This window comes from Rahnella sp. PD12R (genome assembly GCF_019200965.1).
In the GTDB taxonomy this organism is placed as follows: domain Bacteria; phylum Pseudomonadota; class Gammaproteobacteria; order Enterobacterales; family Enterobacteriaceae; genus Rahnella; species Rahnella laticis.
The window spans coordinates 123,538-129,708 of sequence record NZ_JAHTMS010000013.1; the positions used below are offsets into that span (position 1 = coordinate 123,538).

Genomic DNA, 6,171 nt, shown 5'->3' on the forward strand with positions numbered 1-6,171 from the left:
GCGGGCATATTTACTCGATTGAGGGAGAGTGGCAATGTTGAAACAGGTTACCCGAATTTCCGGGTTACTGTTGTTATTGACCTTTTGGGCCCCTGGAGTCGCAAGCGCAGCCAACTGGCAGCCTTATGCACAAGCTATTAATAAAAGTCAGAACGACCCCCGTCTGTATCAGGCGATCAAGCTTGATAATGATATGACGGTATTGCTGGTTTCTGACCCTCAGGCGCCCAAGTCACTTGCTGCGCTGGCTATTCCCGTGGGTTCGCTGGAAGACCCTGATTCCCAGCTTGGCCTTGCCCATTACACAGAACACATGCTTCTGATGGGATCGAAAAAGTATCCTCAGCCTGAAAGCCTCTCTGAATTCCTCAAAAAACATGGCGGCAGCCATAATGGCAGCACCGCGTCTTACCGCACGGCCTTTTATCTGGAAGTTGAAAATGATGCCCTGCCTGAAGCCGTAGATCGCCTTTCGGACGCCATCGGTGAGCCATTGCTGGACCCGGCTAACGGTGACCGTGAGCGTAATGCGGTGAATGCCGAACTGACCATGGCGCGTTCGCGTGACGGGATGCGTATGGCGCAGGTTCGGGCCGAAACGTTAAACCCTGAACACCCGGCGGCCCGTTATTCCGGTGGTAATCTCGATACGTTAAAAGATAAACCGGGTAGCAAACTTCACGATCAGCTCACCGCGTTCTATCACCGCTATTATTCGGCCAATCTGCTGGTCGGGGTTATCTACAGCAATAAACCGTTGCCGGAGCTGGCTGATCTGGCTGCCAATACTTTCGGAAAGATCACTAACCATCATGCCGTTGTGCCGCCGATTACCATACCGACGGTGACGGCAGAGCAAAAAGGTGAATTTATCCATTTTGTTCCCGCGCAGCCACGCAAAGAATTGCGTATTGAATTTGCTATCGACAACAACAGCGCAGATTTTCGCAGTAAAACAGATACCTATATCAGCTATCTGATTGGTAACCGCAGCCCGAATACGCTGTCAGACTGGTTGCAGAAACAAGGTTACGCAGACGGGATCAGCGCCGGAGCAGACCCGATGGTTAACCGGAATATGGGGGTATTTAATATCTCTGTTTCCCTGACGGATAAAGGTCTTGCCCAGCGTGACACAGTGATCGCCACGATTTTCAGTTATCTCAACGAAATGCGTACACAGGGCATTAAGAAGTCTTATTTCGACGAAATTGCTCACGTCATGGCTCTTGATTTCCGGTATCCCGCGTTAACCCGCGATATGGATTATGTAGAGTGGCTGGTGGATACCATGCTTCGTGTTCCGGTTGAACACGTGCTCGATTCACCGTATCTGACCGATCAGTACGATCCCAAAGCAATCGCATCGCGTCTGGATGAAATGACGCCGCAAAATGCGCGCTACTGGATCATCAGCCCGAATGAGCCGCACAACAAAATAGCTTACTTTATGGATGCACCTTACGAAGTCGATAAAGTGCCGCCGCAAACTTTTGATCAATGGAAAACGCTGGCGCAGGGCATCACGTTGTCGCTGCCAGCGCTGAACCCGTACATTCCCGATTCTCTGGCGCTGGTGACGAAAGACTCGACGGCGACCAAACCTGAGTTGCTGGTGGAAGATAAAGGGCTGCGTGTCTTCTATATGCCGAGCCGGTACTTCGCCGATGAACCGAAAGCTAATGTCACGGTGTCTTTCCGTAATGAAGAGGCACTGAGTTCGGCAAAAAATCAGGTGTTGTACGGCCTGACGGATTATCTGACCGGCGTCGCGTTTGATCAGCTGAGCTATCAGGCGTCCATCGGCGGCATTACGTTCGGGACGTCTCCGGATAATGGCCTGCAATTTACCGCCACCGGCTTTACTGAATGTCTGCCTGATTTGCTGGCGGCATTAGTGGATAACTATCCGAACTTTAAGCCGACACAAGAACAGCTGGATCAGGCGAAATCCTGGTATCTGGAACGCTTATCTTCAGCCGATAAAGGCAAAGCTTTCGAACTGGCGCTACAGCCGATCCAGCTGCTTTCCCGTGTGCCGTATACCGAACGCGCCGAGCGTGAAAAGTTAGTCGCGCAGATTACACTTGATGACGTGAATAATTACCGTGAACAGCTGATTCACCATGCCGCCGTCGAAGTGATGGTGGTGGGGAATATGACCGCCGGTCAGGTCAGGGCGATGTCACAGCAGATTATGCAAAAGCTAGGTGCGCACGGGACCGAATGGTGGCGCGGTAAGCAAGCTGAAGTTTCTGAGCCGATGAAGGCCAATATCCAGCGTACCGGCACCAGTACAGATTCTGCACTGGCGGCGGTGTATGTGCCACGCGGTTATGACGAAGTTCAGAGTATGGGCTACAGTGCGCTGCTGGGGCAGATTATTCAGCCGTGGTTCTACAGTCAGCTGCGTACGCAGGAACAGCTGGGATACGCGGTATTTGCCTTCCCGATCCCGGTGGGCAAACAATGGGGTATCGGCTTCCTGCTGCAAAGTAACAGCAAACAACCTGACTATCTCTATCAGCGCTATCTGGCATTTTATCCGCAGGCTGAAAAGCGTTTGCGGGAAATGAAAGATGATGAATTCCTGCAATATAAGCAGGGACTGGTGAATGAGATGCAGCAACGTCCGCAAACGCTGGATGAAGAAGCCGATCGTCTGGGCAATGACTTCAGCCGTGGAAATGCTCAGTTTGATACCCGGGCCAATGTGATCCGTGTGATTGCCGGATTGACGCAGACTCAGCTGGCTGACTATTTCCATCAGGCTGTAATTGCGCAAGATGGTCTGGCGATGCTGTCTCAGGTTTCCGGCAACGACAGTAAAACGCCGCAGTATGCTGCGCCGGAAGGCTTCAAAACCTGGCCGGATACGTCAACCTTGCAGCAGGCTCTGAAATCGCAGACCAGTAAATAGAACTTCCAGACTTCAGTAAAAGCAAAAGGACGCGAAAGCGTCCTTTTTTATGCTCAGAATAATGGGTTCTGATTTTCAGAGATCTGAAATCAGGATCTTAGACCGGCGCTGGTAGTTGTACATTTCCTGTTTCTGAATCGGCAGGACGTCAACTTCTGCAGGTTTGAAACCACGCTCCTGGAACCAGTGAATACTGCGGGTCGTCAGAACAAATAACCGGTTCAGACCCATTTGTTTGGCCTGGCTGGCGACGCGTTGTAGCAGCATTTCACCGCGCGAAGAACTGCGGTAATCGGGATGAACAGCCACGCAGGCCATTTCGCCAATTCCTTCATCGTGGAAAGGGTAAAGCGCGGCGCAGGCAATGGTCAGGTTATCGCGTTCGATAATGGTGAATTTATCAATTTCCATTTCGAGCTGCTCGCGTGAGCGGCGAACCAGAATGCCTTGTTGCTCCAGCGGGCGGATCAGTTCAAGGATACCGCCGATATCGTTAATGGTGGCGCGGCGAACCTGCTCGGCGCTTTCCATAACGATTTGCGTACCAATACCGTCACGTGAGAACAGTTCCTGAACCAGCGCGCCATCTTCCTGATAACTGATCAGGTGACTGCGACGAACGCCGCTGCGGCAGGCTTTCACCGCGCCACGCAGGAACCGGACGGTGCCGGAAAGATAATCTCCGCCCGATTCCATCAGGTCGATACGTTCCTGCGCTTCGTTAGGGAACAACTCAGAGATAATATTCCCTTCATCGTTGATGACGCCCTGAGAAGAACAGAAGCCGATCATTTTCTCGGCTTTAAGCTTAATGGCCAACTGCGTCGCGACTTCTTCTGACGTCAGATTGAAGCTTTCACCTGTGACCGAAACCGCGACCGGGCCAAGCAGCACAATCGCATTACTGTCGAGCTGGCGGTGAATGGCTTCTTCATCGATACGGCGGATGCGGCCACTGTGGCAGTAATCAATACCGTCATCGACGCCCAGCGGCTGAGCAATGATAAAGTTCCCGCTGACAACGTTGATATGCGCGCCCTGCAGTGGCGTATTATTCAGACTCATGGAAAGCCGCGCGGTGATATCAAGCTGCAACAAACCCGCTGCCTGCTTCACCAGTTCGAGGGCCCGGGCGTCCGTCACGCGGATATTTTTGTGATAAATCGGCTCGTAATTGTGCTCAGAAAGGTTCTCATCAATCTGCGGGCGTGCACCATAAACCACCACCAGACGAATGCCTAAACTGTGTAACAGCCCGATATCATTAACGATATTGCTAAAATTCTCATGTTCTATGGCTTCCCCACCGAGCATGACCACGAACGTTTTGCCACGGTGCGCATTAATATAGGGAACTGTGTGGCGAAATCCCTGAACCAGTTCTGTACTACGTTCCTTCACGGCAAAACCTCGTATGAATTTTTATTCGTAATTTTTGTATTTTTATTCTTTTGTCAGCGTGTGGCAAGTAAGAAATCGTTGTTTTTGTTTTAACACCCATTACAAACCTACAACAAATTGATTAATCGAATAAATGTTTAGGAATGACATGCAGGATACGATTCGTTAGAATCCATAAACTGAGTTTTTTATCAGCAATTTCTTACTTTTAGATACTTTTGAGACTGCATGACTGACGATAACCACAATCCCGGACGACGACGACTTCTTCAAACTGTAGCGGCTTCCTGGATGCTGAGTGTGAGCAAAGTGGGGTTTGCTGCCAGCTCACAGGTTATTGCAGTACGCATCTGGCCTTCTTCCACGTACACCCGCATTACGCTCGAATCCAGTACGCCACTAAAATATAAGCAATTTCTGCTGAGCGACCCGCCGCGTGTGGTCGTCGATATTGAAGGTGTTCATCTCAACAGCGTTCTGAAAGGGCTGGGAGAAAAGGTCCAGCAAAGTGACCCTTATATCCGTCAGGCGCGGGTGGGGCAGTTTGATTCCAAAACGGTGCGCATGGTGCTTGAGCTCAAGCGTGCCATCAATCCACATGTGTTTACTCTCAAGCCGGTCGCCGAATTCCACAACCGCCTGGTCGTCGATTTGTATCCGGAAGACGGTGCCGTGAGTGCGGAAGATGATCCGCTGCTGGCATTACTGGAAGATTACAATCGCGGCGATGTGGCGAGAACGCTGCCGCCCGAAACGGCCAAAGACGGTCAGGCCGGGCGAAGCAGGCCGCTGGTCATTATGCTGGATCCGGGGCACGGTGGTGAAGATCCTGGTGCGATTGGCAAATACAAAACGCGTGAAAAGGATGTGGTTTTGCAAATCGCGCGCCGTCTGCAAAAACTGATTACGCGTGAACCTAACATGAAAGCGCATATGACCCGTAATGAAGATGTCTTTATTCCGCTGAAAGTCAGGGTGGCGAAAGCGCGAAAACTACGGGCAGATCTGTTTATTTCTATTCATGCCGATGCGTTTACAAACCGCGCTGCAAAAGGCTCGTCTGTTTTTGCCTTATCGACCAAAGGCGCCACCAGTTCTGCTGCGCGTTTTCTGGCACAAACCCAGAATGAATCTGACCTGATTGGCGGCGTCAGTAAAAGCGGCGATCGTTATCTGGACCATACGATGTTTGATCTGGTTCAGACGGCAACCATCGGTGACAGCCTCAAATTTGGCAAAGAAGTGCTGACGCGCATGGGAAAGATTAATCATCTGCACAAAAACAAAGTCGATCAGGCCGGTTTTGCCGTATTGAAAGCGCCGGACATTCCGTCCATTCTGGTGGAGACGGCTTTCATCAGTAATATCAATGAAGAGAAAAAATTGAGGACGGCCCATTTTCAGCAGCAAGTCGCGGAATCAATCATGGCAGGAATCAAGGTTTGGTTTTCAGAAGGCGGGGCGGCAAGGGCGAAATAAGCGGGGGAATGGTGTGAGAATATGACGCCATTCCTGGCTGTACCCGAAATTTGGATACAAAAAAACACCCGTTAAGGTGCTTGTTGTTTAATTCAATTCACTGTTTAAGTAGTTGGTTGCGGGGGCCGGATTTGAACCGACGACCTTCGGGTTATGAGCCCGACGAGCTACCAGGCTGCTCCACCCCGCGTCCGTCACTACYKGGYWMTACTTGGTTGCGGGGGCCGGATTTGAACCGACGACCTTCGGGTTATGAGCCCGACGAGCTACCAGGCTGCTCCACCCCGCGTCCGATGGAGGCGAACTATACTCCCCATGAGATTTCGTGCAACCCTTTTTTGAATTTATTCAAATAAAGCACCAAGTTGCTG

General features: G+C 51.1%; 3 protein-coding genes and 2 tRNA genes. 2 read left to right on the plus strand and 3 right to left on the minus strand.

The annotated features are described in order from the left end of the window. Positions 1–34 precede the first annotated feature (34 nt). Complete coding sequence (gene ptrA / locus KWG64_RS21720) at positions 35–2,920, plus strand: pitrilysin (RefSeq protein ID WP_218523101.1); 2,886 nt, start codon at positions 35–37, stop codon at positions 2,918–2,920. Between the two features lie 75 nt (positions 2,921–2,995). Here ptrA and argA read toward each other — a convergent pair whose 3' ends face one another. Further along, the gene (gene argA, locus KWG64_RS21725) at positions 2,996–4,321 is read right to left on the minus strand and encodes an amino-acid N-acetyltransferase (RefSeq protein ID WP_152325440.1); all 1,326 of its coding nucleotides are present in this window, start codon (positions 4,319–4,321) and stop codon (positions 2,996–2,998) included. A gap of 228 nt (positions 4,322–4,549) precedes the next feature. On the opposite strand from argA, the gene amiC reads away from it, so the two are divergent. Next, a complete protein-coding gene (gene amiC / locus KWG64_RS21730) occupies positions 4,550–5,800 on the plus strand; it encodes an N-acetylmuramoyl-L-alanine amidase AmiC (RefSeq protein WP_195815748.1) in 1,251 nt (416 codons plus the stop codon). A gap of 113 nt (positions 5,801–5,913) precedes the next feature. On the opposite strand, the gene KWG64_RS21735 is transcribed toward amiC, so the two are convergent. Continuing rightward, positions 5,914–5,990, minus strand: a tRNA-Met gene (locus KWG64_RS21735). A gap of 22 nt (positions 5,991–6,012) precedes the next feature. Further along, a tRNA-Met gene (locus KWG64_RS21740) sits at positions 6,013–6,089 on the minus strand. Positions 6,090–6,171: the final 82 nt, after the last annotated feature.